Raw genomic sequence first — 18,518 nt, forward strand, 5'->3', positions numbered from 1 at the left:
GACTTTGGCTCTGTGCCGACCGGCCGCCAAACCCTGAGGAGTCCACCCAATGACCGATCCGAATCCTTCGTTCTCCCGCCGCGCCATGCTCACCGCGGCCTTCGTCGGCGGCAGCGCTGCCGCTGCCGCCCTCTCCGGCGCCCCGGCGGCCCAGGCCGCGCCGGCCAACGGGAAGAAGCAGTTCCAGCTGACCGTGCTCGGCACCACCGACCTGCACAACAACGTCTTCAACTGGGACTACTTCAAGGACGTGCCTTATTCGGACAACGCAGGAAACAAGATCGGCATCGCGCAGGCCGCCACCCTGATCAAGGCGGTCCGGGCAGAACGCGGCGCCGGCAACACCCTCACCATCGACTCCGGGGACACGATCCAGGGCACGCCGCTGGCCTACTACTTCGCCAAGGTCAACCCCATCTCCGACACCGTCAAGCACCCCATGGCACTGGCGATGAACGCCGTGGGCTACGACGCCGTCGCGCTCGGCAACCACGAATTCAACTACGGCATCCCGTTGCTGCGGACCTGGGAAAAGCAGCTGGATTTCCCGCTGCTCGGCGCGAACGTGCACGACGCCGTCACCGGCCAGCGCGCTTTCACCCCGTACATCCTCAAGCGCGTCAAGACCGGGAACGGCTGGCTGACCGTGGGGCTCGTCGGCTTCGTGACCCCCGGCTGCGCGCTCTGGGACCGCGACAACGTCCAGGGCAAGCTCGACTTCAACGGGATCGTCGAGGAGGCCAAGACCGTCATCCCGCAGATGAAGGCGGCCGGAGCCGACGTCGTCATCGTCTCCAGCCACTCCGGTGCGACGCCGGGCTCTTCCTACGGCGATGCGCTGCCGTTCCCCGAGAACGCCTCCACCCAGCTCGCCGAGGAGGTCCCCGGGATCGATGCGATCCTCGTCGGGCACGCCCACCTGGAGATTCCGGAACGCTTCGTCACCAACAAGGCCACCGGCCGGCAGGTGCTCCTGACCGAACCCCTCAAGTGGGGGATGCGCGTCGCCGTGATCGACCTGCAGCTCGCCAAGGACCGGGGGCAGTGGAGCGTCGTCTCGGCGCACTCCCACCTCCTCGACGCCAAGACCGTCGATGCCGACGCCGCCGTCGTCAGCGCCGTGCAGGCCGGCCACCAGGCGACCGTGAAGTACGTGAACCAGGTGATCGGCACGTCCACCGCGCCGCTGAGCACGGCGACCGCCTGCTGGGGCGACTCGGCCGCGATCGACGCGATCAACTATGTCCAGGCGAGCACCATCAAGGCGGAGCTGGCCAACGGGCCGGCAGCCGGGCTCCCGGTGCTCTCCATCGCGGCGGCGTTCTCGCGGGCGGTGGACGTGAAGGCGGGCCCGCTGACCATCCGCGACGTGGCCGGGCTGTACATCTTCGACAACACGCTGTTGTCCATCAAGGTCACCGGCGCCCAGGTCAAGGCCTACCTCGAATGGTCCGCGCAGTACTTCAAGCCGGTCTCCGGCACAACGGCCAGCGCCCAGGACGTCACGAACGCGGCCACCGCGATGGCGCCGAACGGCACCCCGGACTACAACTACGACGTCGTCTACGGCCTGGACGCCCCGCTGGACTACGAGATCGACCTCGCCCGCCCGGTGGGGGACCGGATCATGAACCTGACGTACGGCGGGGCGCCCGTCCCGGCCGGCCAGGAATTCGCGATGGCGATCAACAACTACCGGCAGAGCGGCGGAGGGAACTTCCCGGCCGTGAAGACCGCGCCGGTGCTCTCCAACAGCCAGCAGGAAATCCGGCAGCGCATCATTGACTACGTCGTGGACCGCGGCACCCTGGACGCGGCCGTATTCAGCCAAAGCAACTGGCGGCTCACAGTCAACGGGGCGCCGCTGACCGTCACCGCCTGATTCCTACGGACCCTTCCGCCGGAAACAGCAACGCGGGGTCACCTCTCGCCCATCCTTTGGCCTCGGATGGGCTGGAAGTGACCCCGCGTTGGTTTTAACCCGGGTGTATTAGACGGCCGGCATCGGCTCGGTGATGTCCGCGACGACGGCGCCAAGCGCCGCGGTGAGCGCGTCGGCGTCGACGAACGCGCTGTAGCCGTGTTCGCCGGCGCCCATCGAGATCCGCCGGCCGGTGATGGTGCTGTCCGCATAGACCGGCCACGGGGAGGTGCTGCCGAGCGGGGTGATCGTGCCGCGCTCGTAGCCGGTCGCCGCGAGGGCGACGTCGGCGCCAGGCAGCGAGAGCTTGTTGACGCCGACCAGCTGGCGGAGCTTGGGCCAGGAGATCTGGCGGTCGCCGGGAACGAGGGCGAAGAGGAAGCTGCCGTCCTTGTGTTTGACCACGAGTGACTTCACGATGTCGCCGGGGGCGATCCCGAGGATACCGGCGGCCTCCTCCAGGCTGCTGGCGGCCAGCCGCTCAACCAGCTCCACCTCCAGTCCGCGCGCGGCGGCGTCGGCGAGGAAACGCTTCCTGCCGGCACCGCCGCCACGGTCCTGGCCCGAGACGAGCTCGCTCATCAGTCGCGGTACAGCAGCAGGGCTTCGCCCTGGCCGCCGCCGCCGCAGAGCGACACGGCGGCCTTGCCGGTGCCGCGCCGCTTCAGCTCGTGGGCCGCGTGCAGGGCCAGCCGGGCCCCCGAGGCGCCGATCGGGTGGCCCAGGGCGATGGCGCCGCCGTGGATATTGCACTGTTCCAGCGGGTAGTCCAGGTCCTTGAGCGACTGCACGGCCACGGAACCGAAGGCCTCGTTGATCTCGATGAAGTCCAGGTCCCCGGTGGACCAGCCGGCCTTGTCCAGCGCGTTCTTGATCGCACTGGAGGCCTGGGAGTGCAGCGAATTGTCCGGTCCGGCGACCTGCCCGGGCTTGCCGACGACGGCCAGGTAGTCCAGGCCGTGGTCCTCGGCGAACTTCCGCGAGGTGAGGACCAGGGCCGCGGCGCCGTCGGAGAGCGGGGAGGAGTTGCCGGCGGTGATCGTGCCGTCCGTGGCGAAGGCGGCGCGCAGGCCCGCCAAGGATGTGACGGAGGTGTCCGGGCGGATCCCCTCGTCGGTGCCGACCACGAGCGGGTCGCCCTTGCGCTGCTTGACGCTGATCGGGGCGATTTCGCCGTCGAACACCCCGTCCTTCGCTGCCGTGGCGGCGCGCTGGTGCGATGCCGCCGCCACTTCGTCCTGGGAGGTGCGGTCGATGCCGAGCGTGACGTTCTTGCTCTCGGTGGACAGGCCCATCGACTGCCCGTCGAAGGCGTCGGTGAGGCCGTCGTGGGCGGCGGCGTCGAGTGCCTGGACCGAGCCGTAGGTCCAGCCCTGCCGCGAGCCGGGCAGCAGGTGCGGCGCCCGGCTCATGGATTCCTGGCCGCCGGCGACGACGACCGTGGCGTCGCCGCTGCGGATCATCCGGGCCGCGTCGATCACGGCGGTGAGGCCGGAGAGGCAGACCTTGTTGATGGTGACGGTGGGGACGTTCCAGCCGATGCCGGCGCCGATGGCGCTCTGCCGGGCGGGGTTCTGGCCCGCGCCGGCCTGCAGGACCTGGCCCATGACCACCGAGTCGACCTGGTCCGGCTTCACTCCGCTGGCGGCCAGGGCCGCCCGGATCGCGTGGGCGCCGAGTTCGACGGCGGTGAAGCTGGCCAGCTGCCCGTTGAGCCGCCCCTGCGGGGTGCGGGCGGCGGCGAGGATGACAACATCATTGTTGTCCGCGGAGTTGCTCATGGTTATCTCTTCCGATCTCTAACGATGTCCTCCAAGGCTATCGTGAGCCCCATCACGGAGCCATTCCGGGGAATCGTCCCGGCTGTGGGCGGGCCCGCGGCGAGGCCGTGGGGGAGCGGGGGGCGTGCTTGCATTCACGCCGCAAGTGGGGTAGACAAGTAGGTTGCTTTGCCGTATCGTAGATATTTGCGTCTTCCCTGTTTACCTTCAGCCTTCATATAGCGGTGGGCTTAGCCTGACAGCTGCTCCATCAATGTGCCGTCTACAACGCGCACCAGCATGGGCAGCCGGGTCCCGGGTCATATAGCGGAACCGGACTGGTAGCACTGCGGAGTCACTTCGCAGGGTGCATAACGGGGGAGATCTGAAAACGCCTGAAGGTCTGTGGAAGGATCCCTCTTGGTCGCCTCGAGCACCTCTAATGTAAACAACGCTACCGCTATCAATGCCGACAGCACCGACGGTGCAACCCGCCGGCTCTCCTTCGCAAAGATTCACGAACCGCTTGACGTTCCGAATCTGCTTGCCCTGCAAACCGACAGCTTCGACTGGCTGGTCGGAAACGAACGCTGGCAGGCACGCGTTGCGAAGGCCGTCGAAGAAGGCGACCTCAGCGTCGCCACCACTTCGGGCCTGTCTGACATCTTCGAAGAGATCTCCCCGATCGAGGACTTCCAGGGCACCATGTCCCTGAGCTTCTCCGAGCCGGAGTTCGCTGATCCGAAGTACACCATGGCCGAGTGCAAGGACCGGGACGCTACCTACTCGGCTCCGCTGTACGTCAAGGCCGAATTCATGAACAACAACACGGGCGAAATCAAGCAGCAGACCGTGTTCATGGGTGACTTCCCGCTGATGACCGAGAAGGGCACCTTCGTCGTCAACGGCACCGAGCGTGTCGTCGTGTCCCAGCTGGTCCGTTCCCCGGGCGCCTACTTCGAGCGCACCGCGGACAAGACCAGCGACAAGGACATCTTCACCGCGAAGATCATCCCGTCCCGCGGCGCCTGGTTCGAACTCGAAATCGACAAGCGCGACCAGGTCGGCGTTCGCCTCGACCGCAAGCGCAAGCAGTCCGTCACGGTGCTGCTGAAGGCCCTCGGCTGGACCGAAGGCCAGATCCTCGAAGAGTTCGGCCAGTACGACTCCATGCGCGCAACGCTGGAGAAGGACGCCACCGAAACCCGCGAAGACGCCTTGCTGGACATCTACCGGAAGCTGCGACCGGGCGAGCCGCCCACCGTTGAGGCTGCCCAGTCCCTGCTGGACAACCTGTACTTCAACTCCAAGCGCTACGATCTGGCCAAGGTTGGCCGTTACAAGATCAACCGCAAGCTCGGCATCGACCGCTCCCTTGGCGACAAGGAAGCATCCGTGCTGCACGTTGAAGACATCGTTGCCATGATCAAGTTCCTGGTAGCCCTGCACGCCGGTGAGAAGACCCTCATGGGCAAGCGCGACGGCCAGGACCACGAGCTGCGCGTCGAGATCGACGACATCGACCACTTCGGCAACCGCCGCATCCGCGCCGTCGGCGAGCTCATCGAGAACCAGGTCCGCACCGGCCTGTCCCGCATGGAGCGCGTTGTCCGCGAGCGTATGACGACCCAGGACGTCGAGGCCATCACGCCGCAGACCCTGATCAACATCCGCCCCGTCGTGGCAGCCATCAAGGAGTTCTTCGGAACTTCCCAGCTGTCACAGTTCATGGACCAGAACAACCCGCTCTCGGGCCTCACCCACAAGCGCCGCCTGTCCGCGCTTGGTCCGGGTGGTCTGTCCCGTGACCGTGCCGGCATGGAAGTTCGTGACGTGCACCCGTCCCACTACGGACGTATGTGCCCCATCGAAACTCCTGAAGGCCCGAACATCGGTCTGATCGGTTCGCTGGCTTCCTACGGACGCATCAACCCGTTCGGTTTCATCGAGACCCCGTACCGTCTGGTCTCCGAGGGTGTCGTGTCCGATGAGGTCCAGTACCTCACCGCCGACGACGAGGCCGAGGTGCTGATCGCACAGGCCAACGCCCCGCTGGACGAGAACAAGCGTTTCGCCGAAGAGACCGTGCTGGTCCGTGCCCGCGGTGGTGGAGGCGAGCCCGTGCTGGTTCCCGCCGCCGACGTCGAGTTCATGGACGTTTCCCCGCGCCAGATGGTGTCCGTGGCTACCGCCCTGATCCCGTTCCTCGAGCATGACGATGCCAACCGTGCACTCATGGGTGCCAACATGCAGCGCCAGGCTGTCCCGCTGGTCCGCTCCGAGGCGCCGTTCGTCGGCACCGGCATGGAGCGCGCCGCCGCCGTCGACGCCGGTGACGTAGTCATCGCGAAGAAGGCCGGTGTGGTCACCGAGGTTTCCGCCGAGCTCGTCATCATGCTCAACGACGACGGCACGGAGACCAACTACCGGATCAACAAGTTCGCCCGCTCCAACCAGGGCAACTGCTACAACCACCGTGTCCTGGTGAACGAAGGCCAGCGCCTGGAGGTCGGCGGCATCATCGCTGACGGCCCGGCAACGGACCAGGGCGAGCTCGCCCTCGGTAAGAACCTGCTCGTGGCATTCATGTCATGGGAAGGCCACAACTTCGAGGATGCCATCATCCTGTCCCAGCGGATCGTGGCCGAGGACGTCCTGTCCTCGATCCACATCGAGGAGCACGAGATCGACGCCCGCGACACCAAGCTTGGTGCCGAGGAAATCACCCGTGACATCCCGAACGTGTCCGAGGAAGTCCTGGCAGGCCTGGACGAGCGCGGCATCATCCACATCGGTGCCGAGGTCGAAGCCGGCGACATCCTGGTAGGTAAGGTCACCCCCAAGGGCGAGACCGAGCTGACCCCGGAAGAGCGCCTGCTGCGCGCCATCTTCGGTGAGAAGTCCCGCGAAGTGCGCGACACCTCGCTGAAGGTTCCGCACGGCGAGTCCGGCACCGTGATCGGTGTCCGCGTCTTCGACCGCGACAACGACGACGAGCTGCCCCCGGGCGTCAACCAGCTGGTGCGCGTCTACGTGGCCGCCAAGCGCAAAATCACCGACGGCGACAAGCTCGCCGGCCGTCACGGCAACAAGGGTGTTATCTCCAAGATCCTTCCGATCGAGGACATGCCCTTCCTTGCCGACGGCACCCCCGTTGATATTGTCCTGAACCCGCTGGGTGTTCCGGGCCGTATGAACGTCGGCCAGGTGCTCGAAACGCACCTCGGCTGGGTTGCCAAGACCGGTTGGAAGATCGAGGGCGAGCCCGAGTGGGTCAAGCAGCTGCCGAACCTGCCGCGTGAGAGTGGCCAGACCACTGTCGCAACGCCGGTCTTCGACGGTGCTCGTGAAGAGGAAATCACGGGCCTGCTCGACTCCACCAACGTCACCCGCGACGGCGACCGCCTGATCAACTCTTCGGGCAAGACCCGCCTGTTTGACGGCCGCTCCGGCGAGCCGTTCCCGGATCCGATCTCGGTCGGCTACATGTACATCCTGAAGCTCCACCACCTGGTGGACGACAAGATCCACGCGCGCTCCACCGGCCCGTACTCCATGATCACGCAGCAGCCGCTGGGTGGTAAGGCACAGTTCGGTGGCCAGCGCTTCGGTGAAATGGAAGTGTGGGCGCTCGAAGCCTATGGCGCCGCCTACACGCTCCAGGAGCTCCTCACGATCAAGTCGGATGATATCCACGGTCGTGTGAAGGTCTACGAAGCCATCGTCAAGGGCGAGAACATCCCGGAGCCGGGCGTTCCTGAGTCCTTCAAGGTCTTGATCAAGGAAATGCAGTCGCTGTGCCTGAACGTGGAAGTTCTTTCCACGGACGGAACCACAATTGAAATGCGTGACTCTGATGACGCAGTCTTCACGGCTGCGGAAGAACTGGGCATCGATCTGTCTCGTGCAGAGCCCAGTTCCGTAGAAGAGGTTTAGCAGGCGGGGTCCGGGGAAAAGCAAGCGGCCCCGCCGCGCTGTCTTTTCCCCGGCGCCACCTCCCTCTTCCCGTAACCCAAGACTTCAGAATTTAGAGAACAAGAGAGAACAGGGACCATATGTCCAGCGAATCCTCCTTCGGCCTCATGCAGATCGGCCTCGCCACCGCGGAAGACATCCGTGGCTGGTCTTACGGCGAGGTTAAGAAGCCGGAAACCATCAACTACCGCACGCTCAAGCCCGAGAAGGACGGCCTCTTCTGCGAGAAGATCTTCGGCCCGTCCCGCGACTGGGAATGCTACTGCGGTAAGTACAAGCGCGTGCGCTTCAAGGGCATCATCTGCGAGCGGTGTGGCGTTGAGGTCACCCGTGCCAAGGTGCGCCGTGAGCGCATGGGCCACATCGAGCTGGCCGCCCCGGTCACGCACATCTGGTACTTCAAGGGTGTCCCGTCCCGCCTGGGCTACCTCCTTGACCTGGCGCCGAAGGACCTCGAAAAGGTCATCTACTTCGCCGCCTACATGATCACCAGCGTCGACGCTTATGCCCGTCACGAGGAACTGCCCAACCTCCAGGTTGAGCACGACATCGAGAAGAAGCAGCTGATCGACAACCGCGACTCCGACATCGCCACGATCGCCCGCGACCTCGAAAACGAGATCGCGCGGCTCGAGGGTGAAGGTGCCAAGGCCGCCGACAAGAAGAAGGCCCGCGACTCCGCCGACCGCCAGATGGCCAACGTCCGCAAGCGCGCGGATGCTGAGATCGAGCGCCTCGAGCAGGTCTGGGACCGCTTCAAGAACCTCAAGGTCGCCGACCTCGAAGGTGACGAGGGCCTGTACCGCGAACTGCGTGACCGCTACGGCATGTTCTTCGAAGGCTCCATGGGTGCCGAGGCCATCAAGAAGCGTCTTGAGAGCTTCGACATGCAGGCCGAGTCGGACCTGCTGCGCGACATCATCGCCAACGGCAAGGGCCAGCGCAAGACCCGCGCCCTGAAGCGGCTCAAGGTGGTCAACGCGTTCCTGACCACCAACAACAGCCCGCTCGGCATGGTGCTGGACGCCGTCCCGGTGATCCCGCCGGAACTGCGTCCGATGGTCCAGCTGGACGGTGGCCGCTTCGCGACCTCCGACCTCAACGACCTGTACCGCCGCGTGATCAACCGCAACAACCGCCTCAAGCGCCTGCTTGACCTCGGTGCCCCGGAGATCATCGTCAACAACGAGAAGCGCATGCTTCAGGAAGCTGTTGACAGCCTCTTCGACAACGGTCGCCGCGGCCGTCCGGTCACCGGACCGGGCAACCGCCCGCTGAAGTCCCTGAGCGACATGCTCAAGGGCAAGCAGGGTCGTTTCCGCCAGAACCTCCTGGGTAAGCGCGTCGACTACTCGGGCCGTTCCGTGATCGTCGTCGGCCCGCAGCTTAAGCTGCACCAGTGTGGCCTGCCGAAGCAGATGGCACTGGAGCTCTTCAAGCCGTTCGTGATGAAGCGCCTGGTTGACCTCAACCACGCACAGAACATCAAGTCGGCCAAGCGCATGGTCGAGCGCTACCGCCCGCAGGTCTGGGACGTGCTCGAAGAGATCATCACCGAGCACCCCGTGCTGCTGAACCGTGCACCTACCCTGCACCGTCTCGGCATCCAGGCGTTCGAGCCGCAGCTTGTTGAAGGCAAGGCAATCCAGCTCCACCCGCTGGTTTGTGGCGCCTTCAACGCCGACTTCGACGGCGACCAGATGGCAGTCCACCTGCCGCTGAGCCCCGAAGCCCAGGCCGAAGCCCGGATCCTGATGCTGTCCTCGAACAACATCCTGAAGCCGTCCGACGGCCGCCCGGTGACCCTGCCCTCGCAGGATATGATCATCGGTCTCTACCACCTGACCACCAAGCGTGTCGGTTCAGCTGGCGAAGGCCGGATCTTCTCCTCCGTTTCGGAAGCCATCATGGCGTTCGACCTGCACGAGCTGCACCTGAACTCCAAGGTCAAGATCCGGCTCGAGGACTTCGTTCCTTACGCCGGCTGGGAAGCTCCCGAAGGCTGGGAGCCGGGTCAGACCGCACTGGTCGAAACCTCCCTCGGCCAGGTCATCTTCAACCAGACGCTGCCCGCGGACTACCCGTGGGTTGAGGCTGTTGCCGACAAGGGCGAGCTGTCCCGGATCGTCAACGACCTCGCCGAGCGCTACCCGAAGGTCGTCACGGCGGCAACGCTGGACAACCTGAAGGACGCCGGTTTCTACTGGGCAACCCGCTCGGGCGTCACGGTCGCCATCTCGGACATCGAGGTGCCCACGGACAAGCCGCAGATCCTCGCCGGTTACGAGACCATGGCCGCCAAGATCCAGGGCCAGTACGACAAGGGCCTGATCGACGACGACGAGCGTCGCCAGGAACTGATCGAGATCTGGAACAAGGCAACGAACGAGATCGCCCAGGCGATGCGTGACAGCCTGTCCCCGATGAACACCATCAACCGCATGGTGTCCTCCGGTGCCCGTGGTAACTGGATGCAGGTCCGTCAGATCGCGGGTATCCGTGGCCTGGTGGCCAACCCGAAGGGCGAGATCATCCCGCGTCCGATCAAGTCCTCCTACCGCGAGGGCCTGTCGGTGCTGGAATACTTCATCGCCACGCACGGTGCCCGTAAGGGTCTGGCCGATACCGCACTGCGTACCGCCAACTCGGGTTACCTGACCCGTCGTCTGGTGGATGTTTCGCAGGACGTCATCGTCCGTGAAGAGGACTGCGGCACCGAACGCGGCCTCGTTACCCCGATCGCGGTGGCTGACGCCAACGGCGAGCTGGTCCTGGACGAAAACGTCGAGAACAGCGCGTACGCCCGCACCCTGGCCGTGGACGTCGTTGACGCCAAGGGCAAGGTCCTGGCGGCGGCCGGCACTGACTGCGGCGACGTCGTCATTGCCGAACTGTTCGCAGCCGGCATTACCGAGGTCAAGGTCCGCTCCGTACTCACCTGTGAGTCCAGCGTCGGCACCTGCGCCCTGTGCTACGGCCGTTCGCTGGCCACCGGCAAGACCGTGGACATCGGCGAGGCCGTGGGCATCATCGCCGCACAGTCCATCGGTGAGCCGGGTACCCAGCTGACCATGCGTACCTTCCACACCGGTGGTGCTGTCTCCGCCGGCGGTGGCGACGACATCACCCAGGGTCTGCCCCGTATCCAGGAGCTCTTCGAAGCCCGTACTCCGAAGGGTGTCGCACCGATTGCTGAAGCAGCCGGCCGCATCACCATCGAAGAGTCCGAGCGCCAGATGCGCCTGGTCATCACCCCGGATGACGGGTCCGAAGAGATCGCCTACCCGGTGCTGCGCCGTTCACGTCTTCTCATCGAAGACGGCGAGCACGTCAGTGTCGGACAGAAGCTCATCAACGGTCCGGTCGACCCCAAGCAGGTTCTGCGCATCATGGGCCCCCGTGCCGCGCAGAAGTTCCTGGTTGACGAAGTCCAGGGCGTGTACCGCAGCCAGGGCATCGGTATCCACGACAAGCACGTCGAGGTTATCGTCCGCCAGATGCTGCGCCGCGTCACGGTCATCGAGTCCGGTGAATCGGATCTGCTGCCCGGCGAGCTCGCCGAGCGCAGCCGCTTCGAGGATGCCAACCGCCGCGTGGTCTCCGAGGGCAAGACGCCGGCCTCCGGCCGTCCCGAGCTCATGGGTATCACCAAGGCGTCCCTGGCGACCGAGTCCTGGCTGTCCGCAGCTTCCTTCCAGGAGACCACCCGCGTCCTGACGCAGGCGGCCATGGAAGGCAAGAGCGATCCGCTGCTCGGCCTCAAGGAAAATGTCATCATCGGTAAGCTCATCCCGGCCGGCACGGGTCTCCCGCGCTACACCGAGGTCACGGTGGAGCCGACTGAAGAAGCGAAGGCCAATCTGTTCACCGGCCCGAGCGCGTTCAGCGACTTCTCCTACGACTCCCTGGGCGGCGACGGAGCTCCTGAGTTCCACGCCATCCCGCTGGATGACTACGATCTGGGCAGCGACTTCCGCTAACCGCCACGGCGGCCCCTCCGGGCCGTCGTAGCTCTGCCAGGGATGGTCCCGCACCGCAAGGTGCGGGACCATCCCCGTTTAACCCGCAGCCTGCCGCGTCCCCGGTGCCAGCGCCTCCGGCCCTTGGTCAGTCGGTTGCTCCGATGCCGCCCTTTTCGGGCTCCGGAACGGCCGTATCTCAGCACTCGACGGCGGGAGGCGGCCGGCGGCGGATGGGCCCGAAAGCCCGCCGATTAAGGGCTGGGGGCCGTCCGTGTTAGACTTGAGACTAATTGTTATTGTGGCAGTGGATGAGTGCGCCGGTTGCAGCCGAAAGGTTCAATCAGGACGACGTTTCCGGTTTGCAGGGTTCTTGTGCAACGTATGCCACATTTTCGCATGCCTAGGGGCAGTCCAGGATGAGAGTCCGGAGGCCCGGTATGCGGTCCGACTATTAAGGCTTCGCCTCAGCTGCTCTGGAGAGAACTTCAAAGCTCGAGCGGCGAGGCGAAGCGACAAGAGAGCGGCCGTCAACGACCGCTCCGGATAAAACGGAGAACACGAGAGTGCCTACGATTAACCAGCTGGTCCGCAAGGGCCGCACGCCTAAGGTCAAGAAGACCAAGGCTCCCGCGCTTAACGGCAGCCCCATGCGCCGCGGTGTCTGCACCCGCGTTTACACGACGACCCCGAAGAAGCCGAACTCGGCTCTCCGTAAGGTTGCCCGCGTGCGCCTCAACGGCGGCGTTGAAGTCACCGCCTACATTCCCGGTGTTGGCCACAACCTGCAGGAGCACTCCATTGTGCTCGTCCGTGGCGGCCGTGTTAAGGACCTTCCGGGTGTCCGTTACAAGATCGTCCGTGGCGCCCTCGATACCCAGGGTGTGAAGAACCGTAAGCAGGCCCGCAGCCGCTACGGCGCAAAGATGGAGAAGAAGTAATATGCCTCGCAAGGGTCCGGCCCCCAAGCGGCCGCTAGTACTAGATCCCGTTTACGGCTCCCCGCTGGTCACTCAGCTGATCAACAAGGTGCTGGTTGACGGCAAGAAGTCCACCGCAGAGCGCATCGTCTACGGTGCACTCGAAGGCGCGCGCGCCAAGTCCGGCGGCGACCCGGTTGCAGCCCTCAAGAAGGCCATGGACAACGTCAAGCCTTCCCTCGAGGTCCGCTCCCGCCGCGTCGGTGGCGCCACCTACCAGGTTCCCGTCGAGGTCAAGCCGGGCCGTTCCACGGCCCTCGCCCTCCGCTGGCTGGTTGGCTACTCCAAGGCCCGCCGCGAAAAGACGATGACCGAGCGCCTCCAGAACGAAATCCTGGATGCCTCGAACGGTCTCGGAGCCGCTGTGAAGCGTCGCGAAGACACCCACAAGATGGCCGAGTCCAACAAGGCCTTCGCACACTACCGCTGGTAATACTTCCCGGACGCCGCCGGCTCAACCGAGTCGGCGGCGAACGTGCAGTCCATCCGAAAGGGAGACACCGTGGCACAGGACGTGCTTACCGACCTTAGCAAGGTCCGCAATATCGGCATCATGGCCCACATTGATGCCGGCAAGACCACTACTACCGAGCGCATCCTGTTCTACACGGGTGTGAACCACAAGATCGGCGAAACGCACGACGGCGCGTCGACCACCGACTGGATGGAACAGGAGAAGGAACGCGGCATCACCATCACGTCTGCCGCCGTGACCTGCTTCTGGGAAAACAACCAGATCAACATCATTGACACCCCCGGCCACGTTGACTTCACGGTTGAGGTTGAGCGCTCCCTGCGCGTCCTCGACGGTGCAGTCGCCGTGTTCGACGGCAAGGAAGGTGTGGAGCCGCAGTCCGAGACTGTTTGGCGCCAGGCCGACAAGTACAACGTCCCGCGCATCTGCTTCGTCAACAAGATGGACAAGCTCGGCGCTGACTTCTACTTCACCGTCGACACCATCGTCAGCCGCCTCGGTGCCAAGCCGCTCGTCATGCAGCTGCCGATCGGCGCCGAGAACGACTTCATCGGCGTCGTCGACCTGCTGTACATGCGTGCACTGGTCTGGCCCGGCGACTCCAAGGGTGACGTCACCATGGGTGCCAAGTACGAGATCCAGGAGATCCCGGCTGACCTCAAGGAAAAGGCCGAAGAGTACCGCGCAACGCTCGTTGAGACCGTTGCAGAGTCCTCCGAAGAGCTCATGGAGAAGTACCTCGAGGGCGAAGAGATTTCGATCGACGAGCTCAAGGCCGGCATCCGCAAGATGACGATCAACTCCGAGCTCTACCCGGTCTTCTGTGGTTCCGCGTTCAAGAACCGCGGCGTCCAGCCGATGCTCGACGCCGTCGTGGACTACCTGCCGAACCCGCTCGACGTCCCCCCGATGATCGGTCACGATCCTCGCGACGAAGAGAAGGAACTGACCCGTAAGCCTTCCGCTGACGAGCCGTTCTCCGCACTGGCGTTCAAGATCGCCGCGCACCCCTTCTTCGGCCAGCTCACCTTCATCCGCGTGTACTCCGGTCACGTGGAAGCAGGCGCACAGGTGGTCAACTCCACCAAGGGCAAGAAGGAGCGCATCGGCAAGCTGTTCCAGATGCACGCCAACAAGGAAATGCCGGTTGACGGCGCTACCGCTGGCCACATCTACGCAGCGATCGGCCTGAAGGACACCACCACGGGCGACACCCTGTGCGATTCTTCGAACCAGATCGTCCTCGAGTCCATGAGCTTCCCGGAGCCCGTGATCTCGGTCGCGATCGAGCCGAACACCAAGGGCGACCAGGAGAAGCTCTCCACGGCCATCCAGAAGCTCTCCGCTGAGGACCCGACCTTCCAGGTCTCCCTCAACGAAGACACCGGCCAGACCATCATCGCCGGCATGGGCGAGCTCCACCTGGACATCCTGGTGGACCGCATGCGCCGCGAATTCAAGGTCGAGGCAAACGTGGGCAAGCCCCAGGTTGCCTACCGCGAAACCATCAAGCGTGCTGTAGAGCGTCACGACTACACGCACAAGAAGCAGACCGGTGGTTCGGGCCAGTTCGCAAAGATCCAGATCGCCATCGAGCCGCTGGACACGTCCGAAGGCGAGATGTACCAGTTCGAGAACAAGGTCACCGGTGGCCGCGTTCCGCGCGAATACATCCCGTCCGTTGACGCTGGTATCCAGGATGCGCTGAACGACGGCGTCCTGGCCGGATACCCGGTTGTCGGCATCAAGGCGACGCTGATTGACGGCGCTTACCACGATGTTGACTCCTCGGAAATGGCGTTCAAGATCGCCGGCCGTATGGCTTTCAAGGAAGCCGCACGCAAGGCGAACCCCGTCCTGCTTGAACCGCTGATGGATGTCGAGGTCCGCACCCCTGAGGAATACATGGGTGAAGTTATCGGTGACCTCAACTCCCGCCGTGGCCAGATGCAGTCCATGGAAGATGCCCAGGGCGTCAAGGTCATTCGCGCGCACGTCCCGCTGTCCGGCATGTTCGGCTACATCGGTGACCTGCGTTCGAAGACCCAGGGCCGCGCTGTGTACTCCATGACGTTCAACAGCTACGCCGAGGTCCCGAAGGCAGTTGCCGACGAGATCATCCAGAAGAGCCGCGGCGAGTAGTCCGCAAGGACTTCCCGCAGCAGCGAAAACACTCGGGTGCGTTTCCTCAATAGGAGATTCACCTGGTGCTGGCGGCCGGCCCCGGTCGGACGCAGTCCAGCCGGGCACCGGCCGCCAGCACGAACAGGCTCGAGGGACTAGTATTAGTTCCTGAATCTGCAATTTCACCAATCCAAAGCCCCCCAAGTAGACTTACTGGAGTTTCAGCCGCGACAAGCGCGGTCGAAGGGTAAGTCATTTGAAAACGTTCTAGGAGGAACCTGTGGCAAAGGCAAAGTTCGAGCGGACTAAGCCGCACGTTAACATCGGTACCATTGGTCACGTTGACCACGGTAAGACGACGCTGACGGCCGCCATTTCCAAGGTGCTGTACGACAAGTACCCGACTCTCAACGAGAAGCGTGACTTCGCGTCGATTGACTCTGCACCCGAAGAGCGTCAGCGCGGCATTACCATCAACATCTCCCACGTTGAGTACCAGACCGAGAAGCGCCACTACGCACACGTAGACGCTCCGGGTCACGCTGACTACATCAAGAACATGATCACCGGCGCTGCTCAGATGGACGGTGCAATCCTCGTGGTTGCCGCCACTGACGGCCCGATGGCCCAGACCCGCGAGCACGTTCTGCTCGCCCGCCAGGTTGGTGTTCCCTACCTGCTGGTGGCACTGAACAAGGCTGACATGGTCGATGACGAGGAACTCCTCGACCTCGTCGAAATGGAAGTTCGTGAGCTCCTGAGCTCGCAGGGCTTCGATGGCGACGAAGCACCGGTTGTCCGCGTTTCGGGCCTGAAGGCTCTGGAAGGCGACCCGGAGTGGGTCAAGTCCGTTGAGGACCTGATGGCTGCTGTCGACGAGTCCGTTCCGGACCCGGTACGTGACCGTGACAAGCCGTTCCTGATGCCGATCGAAGACGTCTTCACGATCACCGGCCGTGGCACCGTTGTTACGGGCCGCGCCGAGCGTGGAACCCTCGCGATCAACTCTGAGGTCGAGATCGTCGGCATCCGCCCGGTCCAGAAGACCACGGTTACCGGTATCGAGATGTTCCACAAGCAGCTCGACGAAGCATGGGCCGGCGAGAACTGTGGCCTCCTGCTCCGCGGTCTGAAGCGCGACGATGTCGAGCGTGGCCAGGTTGTCGTCAAGCCGGGTTCCATCACCCCGCACACCGACTTCGAGGCTAACGTCTACATCCTCTCCAAGGACGAAGGCGGACGTCACAACCCGTTCTACTCCAACTACCGCCCGCAGTTCTACTTCCGCACCACGGACGTAACCGGCGTTATCACCCTGCCGGAAGGCACGGAAATGGTTATGCCCGGCGACAACACTGAGATGACCGTTGCGCTCATCCAGCCGATCGCAATGGAAGAGGGCCTCGGCTTCGCAATCCGCGAAGGCGGCCGCACCGTTGGTTCGGGACGCGTCACCAAGATCATCAAGTAGTCCTTGCTGATCCGAGCTTGAACTCCTGATCGGCGGCCGCCTGGCGGCCTCCGTGACGAAAAGGAACAGCCCCGCTGCACTGCAGCGGGGCTGTTCCTTTTAAGTTCCTGCTACGGTTGCAGGTGAAGAGAGGAGACCGGCATGGAATGGATCATTTTCCTGGTGGTAATTGCCGCCGGCGTCGGTGGCGGGCTGTGGGCCAAGAAATACTTCCGGCACGAGATCGAGCGTGCAAAACGCATCGACCGCGCCAACAAGAACAAGTAGCGGGGCAGTGATCTAGCGCGCGGACTGGTCCTGCCTGGCCCTGCTGAGGGCCTGGTACCAATAGAAGGACTCCTTGGGGGTCCGCGCCTGGGTGTCGAAGTCGACGTGGACCAGGCCGAAGCGCTGGGAGTAGCCGGCCGCCCATTCGAAGTTGTCCATCAGCGTCCACACGTAGTAGCCCAGGAGTTCGACGTCGTCGGCGATGCCGCCGGGGGCCGTCGCGGCGAGTGCGTGGCCCAGATGGTCGGCGAGGTAGCTGATCCGGCCCGCGTCAGCGATCGGCCCGTCCACATGGTCCGGTTCCGGGAAGCTCGCTCCGCTCTCGGTGATGTAGAGCGGGGGGAGGGCCTCGCCGTACCGGTCCTTCATTTCCCGAAGCAGCGGACCCAGGTGGTCCGGCGCCACCGGCCAGCCGAAGCCGGTGGTTTCATACTCCGGGAATGCGGCAAAGTGGAACGGCAGTTTCACCATCGCCTCCGCTGAGCCGACCGGGCTGTCCGCGGGGCCGCGGCCGGTGGCCACCTTCACCGGGTAGTAGTAGTTCACCCCGTAGAAATCCAGCGGCTGGTGGATATTGCGCAGGTCCGCGTCGGAGATCCTGGCGAGGGCACGGAACCAGGGCCTGGCCAGCAGCGGCGGTTTCGGATAGGTCCCCAACAGGATCGGATCGGCGTAGATCCGGTTCAGTGCCAGATCGAAGACCTTCGCCAGCAGCTTGTCCGTGACGGACCCGGTGGCCGGCCGGACGGGGGAGTGCAGGTTGGTGACGCCGACCGCCCCGGTAACGCCCTCGGCCCGCAGGGCCTGGACCGCGAGTCCGTGGGCCAGGAGCTGGTGGTGCACCGACGGCAGGGCGTCGAAGAGCAGGTCGTGGCCGGGCGCATGCACGCCGAGGGCATAGCCGTTGAGGGTGACGGAGGCCGGTTCGTTCAACGTCACCCACTGGGTCACCCGGTCCCCGAACCGGGCGCCGGCGGCGGCGCTGTAGTCGGCGAAGCGTTCCGCCGTCGTCCGGTTCATCCAGCCTCCGCGGTGCTCCAACGGAAGCGGGGTGTCCCAGTGGTACAGCGTGGCCATCGGCGAGATTCCGGCCTCGAGGAGCCGGTCGATCAGCCGGTCGTAGAAGTCGAGGCCCTCGGCGTTGAACGGGCCCGTGCCGTCCGGCTGGATCCGCGGCCAGGAAATCGAGAACCGGTAGGAATCGATGCCCAGCTCGCGCATCAACCGGACGTCCTCGTCCGTACGGTTGTAGTGATCGCAGGCGACGGCGGGGGAGTGCCCGTCCTGGATGCTGCCGGGCTTCTCGGCAAAGGCGTCCCAGCCTGAGGGTCCTCGCCCCCCGGCTGCGAGGGCACCTTCGATTTGGAAGGCGGCGGAGGCCACCCCCAGCATGAAGCCCGGCCGCAGCTTGGCAGCGAGGGCCTGGACGGCGGGGGAATCCTGCACGGTCATGCCCCTATCTTCGTATCGACCGTTGCTGAAGGCAATGACCGGGCGCCGGCAGGACCAAGAGTCGAGAGGAGCGGGGAGCCAGGGGCAGGTCCTGTCGGCGCTGATTCGCTTCTGCCGATTAATTCCGGCATACT

11 protein-coding genes are annotated in these 18,518 nt (G+C 64.5%); 8 read left to right on the forward strand and 3 right to left on the reverse strand.

Annotated elements, in window-relative coordinates; all coding sequences use genetic code 11:
- Positions 1–49 precede the first annotated feature (49 nt).
- The gene (locus tag AB4Y91_RS02720) at positions 50–1,882 is read left to right on the forward strand and encodes a bifunctional metallophosphatase/5'-nucleotidase (protein WP_441417029.1); all 1,833 of its coding nucleotides are present in this window, start codon (positions 50–52) and stop codon (positions 1,880–1,882) included.
- 108 nt (positions 1,883–1,990) lie between these two features.
- On the opposite strand, the gene AB4Y91_RS02725 is transcribed toward AB4Y91_RS02720, so the two are convergent.
- Positions 1,991–2,503, reverse strand: coding sequence for an aminoacyl-tRNA deacylase (locus AB4Y91_RS02725; RefSeq protein ID WP_441417030.1), 513 nt, complete (start codon positions 2,501–2,503; stop codon positions 1,991–1,993).
- Positions 2,503–3,702 (reverse strand): acetyl-CoA C-acetyltransferase, encoded by a 1,200-nt coding sequence (locus AB4Y91_RS02730; RefSeq protein WP_441417031.1) that lies wholly within the window; start codon positions 3,700–3,702, stop codon positions 2,503–2,505. Before AB4Y91_RS02730 ends, AB4Y91_RS02725 begins: the two co-directional genes overlap by 1 nt.
- 399 nt (positions 3,703–4,101) lie before the next feature.
- Between AB4Y91_RS02730 and rpoB the strand changes: the two genes are divergently transcribed.
- From rpoB to AB4Y91_RS02765, 7 genes are all read left to right on the forward strand, one after another.
- Positions 4,102–7,617 carry a DNA-directed RNA polymerase subunit beta gene (gene rpoB, locus AB4Y91_RS02735; protein ID WP_138768564.1) on the forward strand — a complete coding sequence of 1,172 codons (3,516 nt, stop codon included), beginning with the start codon at positions 4,102–4,104 and terminating at the stop codon, positions 7,615–7,617.
- A 119-nt stretch (positions 7,618–7,736) separates the two neighbouring features.
- A complete protein-coding gene (locus tag AB4Y91_RS02740; protein WP_441417032.1) occupies positions 7,737–11,636 on the forward strand; it encodes a DNA-directed RNA polymerase subunit beta' in 3,900 nt (1,299 codons plus the stop codon).
- A 545-nt stretch (positions 11,637–12,181) separates the two neighbouring features.
- Positions 12,182–12,556 carry a 30S ribosomal protein S12 gene (rpsL, locus tag AB4Y91_RS02745; RefSeq protein WP_011692814.1) on the forward strand — a complete coding sequence of 125 codons (375 nt, stop codon included), beginning with the start codon at positions 12,182–12,184 and terminating at the stop codon, positions 12,554–12,556.
- A gap of 1 nt (position 12,557) precedes the next feature.
- Positions 12,558–13,028, forward strand: a complete 471-nt coding sequence (gene rpsG / locus AB4Y91_RS02750; protein WP_026531948.1) for a 30S ribosomal protein S7 — start codon at positions 12,558–12,560, stop codon at positions 13,026–13,028.
- Between the two features lie 69 nt (positions 13,029–13,097).
- Positions 13,098–15,212 (forward strand): elongation factor G, encoded by a 2,115-nt coding sequence (fusA, locus tag AB4Y91_RS02755; protein ID WP_138768566.1) that lies wholly within the window; start codon positions 13,098–13,100, stop codon positions 15,210–15,212.
- A 262-nt stretch (positions 15,213–15,474) separates the two neighbouring features.
- Entirely contained in the window at positions 15,475–16,665 is a 1,191-nt protein-coding gene (tuf, locus tag AB4Y91_RS02760) for an elongation factor Tu (RefSeq protein WP_003803827.1), read from the forward strand.
- A gap of 141 nt (positions 16,666–16,806) precedes the next feature.
- The gene (locus AB4Y91_RS02765; RefSeq protein WP_441417033.1) at positions 16,807–16,932 is read left to right on the forward strand and encodes a hypothetical protein; all 126 of its coding nucleotides are present in this window, start codon (positions 16,807–16,809) and stop codon (positions 16,930–16,932) included.
- A gap of 12 nt (positions 16,933–16,944) precedes the next feature.
- Here the strand turns inward: AB4Y91_RS02765 and AB4Y91_RS02770 are convergent, their stop codons facing one another.
- Positions 16,945–18,384 carry a GH1 family beta-glucosidase gene (locus AB4Y91_RS02770; RefSeq protein ID WP_441417034.1) on the reverse strand — a complete coding sequence of 480 codons (1,440 nt, stop codon included), beginning with the start codon at positions 18,382–18,384 and terminating at the stop codon, positions 16,945–16,947.
- Between the last annotated feature and the right edge of the window lie 134 nt (positions 18,385–18,518).

The sequence above is a fragment of the Arthrobacter sp. YAF16 genome, from assembly GCF_052113385.1.
Classification (GTDB): domain Bacteria; phylum Actinomycetota; class Actinomycetes; order Actinomycetales; family Micrococcaceae; genus Arthrobacter.